Raw genomic sequence first — 280 nt, 5'->3', positions numbered from 1 at the left:
AGCTGCTCCGGCTTGAACACAAGATCATTCCGGGTGTCGACAAACCCGTAAGGCGAAAACCGGATTCCCTTGTCCGGGAGCGCCAAACCGGACAAGAGCTTCAGATTCTTTTCCTTCAGCGCTTGAACGGCTTTGCGGGCTTGTTCCGCCACATCCGATGCTTGCCCCTCTTTATTTGGAGCATCGGCATCAGTCGGCTGCGCTGCCGGGTTTTCCGGGGAAGGCGGGACATGGCCAGGCGCTTTCGGAGTGCAGGCCGAAAGAACAAGCAGACCGGCCG

1 protein-coding gene is annotated in these 280 nt (G+C 58.9%); it reads right to left on the bottom strand.

Annotated elements, in window-relative coordinates; all coding sequences use genetic code 11:
* The coding region (locus ACP7FG_RS13000; RefSeq protein ID WP_439226626.1) for a hypothetical protein at positions 1-280 on the bottom strand (280 nt) is incomplete at both ends.

Source organism: Idiomarina sp. ST10R2A5 (genome assembly GCF_051842325.1).
Classification (GTDB): domain Bacteria; phylum Pseudomonadota; class Gammaproteobacteria; order Enterobacterales; family Alteromonadaceae; genus Idiomarina; species Idiomarina abyssalis.
The sequence above is the reverse complement of the archived record's forward strand: the minus strand, read 5'-3'. Positions and strand labels throughout refer to the sequence as shown.